The 1,818-nt window shown below is 55.4% G+C and carries 1 protein-coding gene; it reads left to right on the top strand.

Annotated features, from left to right (window positions below; genetic code table 11):
- A partial coding sequence (locus ACTHUR_RS10815) for a DUF6531 domain-containing protein (protein ID WP_440361300.1) occupies positions 1 to 1,818 on the top strand: 1,818 nt, incomplete at both ends.

Raw genomic sequence — 1,818 nt, forward strand, 5'->3', positions numbered from 1 at the left:
ATGGCCGTCAATAAAATCGCCCGTAAAAGCAGCAAATTCCGCGTTGTCTTTACCGTCCCCGATTTCTGCTGGCCGCCTCCACCCGCTCCCCCTTCCGTTCCACCCATCCCCTTCCCACTCTTTGCTGATCTCGGCGGTGCCAAAACCGTCGCCAAAGACGTACGCCTCAACCGCAAGCCTGCTTTTGTCTTTAATGCCAGTAAGACGCACAAAACTTATGGCGATGAAATCGCCCTTCCGGGCCGTAAAGGGGTAAAAAGCCGCACCGCCACCAAACCGGCCTGGCCGATGCGCCATTCTTCCTCGGTTAAAATCCGCAAACGCTATATCGTGCGTACTGGCGATATGTTCCATATGAACGGCAAGTTCAGCAAAAGACTCCCCCCTAAAACCTGTTTGTCCTGCAAGGGTGCGGTAGGTGCCGGCCGTCCAGTCAATCCGATACACGGTTTGAAGTTTTTGGAGGGTGAAACCGACTTTGCCTTTGAAGGTATTCTGCCGCTGGTATGGAGCCGCAGCTATTATTCCGACCAAGACGGTACCGGCTGGCTCGGCGAGGGCTGGAGCGTACCGGGCTGCCAGCGCATTATCCGCGATGCGGCCGGATTGGCCTATATCGACGATCAGGGCCGTTTGTTCCCTTTGCCGGAAGTCGATGAAGATGACGAAGAGCCGGTATTGTTTGAGAGCGAACAGATTTGGTTCAGCAAGAACCCGGACGGCCATTATGTCATTGCTTCTCTGGACGGTTCGATAGCGCTGCGTTTTGCGCCTTTGGTGGTGGCGGAGGACGGTTCTGATGAAGATTCCACCCTCTTCCCGCTGGTCGCGGTGGAAGACGCCAACGGCAACCATCAGCGTTTCGTCTATCATCCGCTGACCGGTCTGCCGCAATACGTCATCGACGGCAACGGCCGGGTGTTCTCGCTAAACTTCGGCAATGTGGCCGATGAGCAGTCGCCTAGAATGCGGCTGCTGTCGGTGTCGCTGTTGGAGGGTTTACCATCCTTTGGCGAAACGGTCCGGGTCGGTATGCCGCTGGTCCGCTATGAATACGACGGCAGTGGTGACCTGATCCGCGTCATCGGCCGCGACGGTAATGTCAAACGCAGCTTCGGCTATAAAAACAATCTGATGGTGTCGCATACGGATGCGGCCGGATTGGTATCGGAATACGAATACGACCATTACACCCCGACCGGCAAAGTCATCCGCAACCGGACTTCTTTGGGCGAGGAATGGCGTTTTACCTATCACGAAGGTTACACCGAGGTAACCGACATATTGGGCCGTACCGAGCAATATCATTACGACTACAACAATGAGTTGACCAAACGGGTGTTTGCCGACGGCAGTACCAACCTGATGGAACGCGACGACTTGGGCCGTCTGCTCAGCCATACCGATGCAATGGGACGCGTTACCCGTTATCAATACAGCAACGAAGGCCAGGTAGAAAGCATTATCCGTCCGGACGGCGTCATCCTGCATTTCGACTATGACGACAACTACCGTCTGATCCGCAAAAGCGATGCCGAAAGCCGTTACCACGGCTATACCTATGACGAAGCGGGCAACCTGCTGACCCATACCGACCCGCTGAAACACATCACCCGTTTCGAATATGCCGGCAACGGTCTGTTGCTGTCGGTAACCGATCCGAACGGCAGCAGTACCGCATACCACTATAACGAAAACCATCAGCCCGACCGGATTACCGACTGCTCGGGTTACGAAACCAAACTGGCCTACACCCCCGAAGGACAGTTGGCGCGTATTACCGATGCGCTGGAACAGCACACCGAATACCACTACGAC

The sequence above is a fragment of the Neisseria sp. P0021.S007 genome (assembly GCF_051956855.1).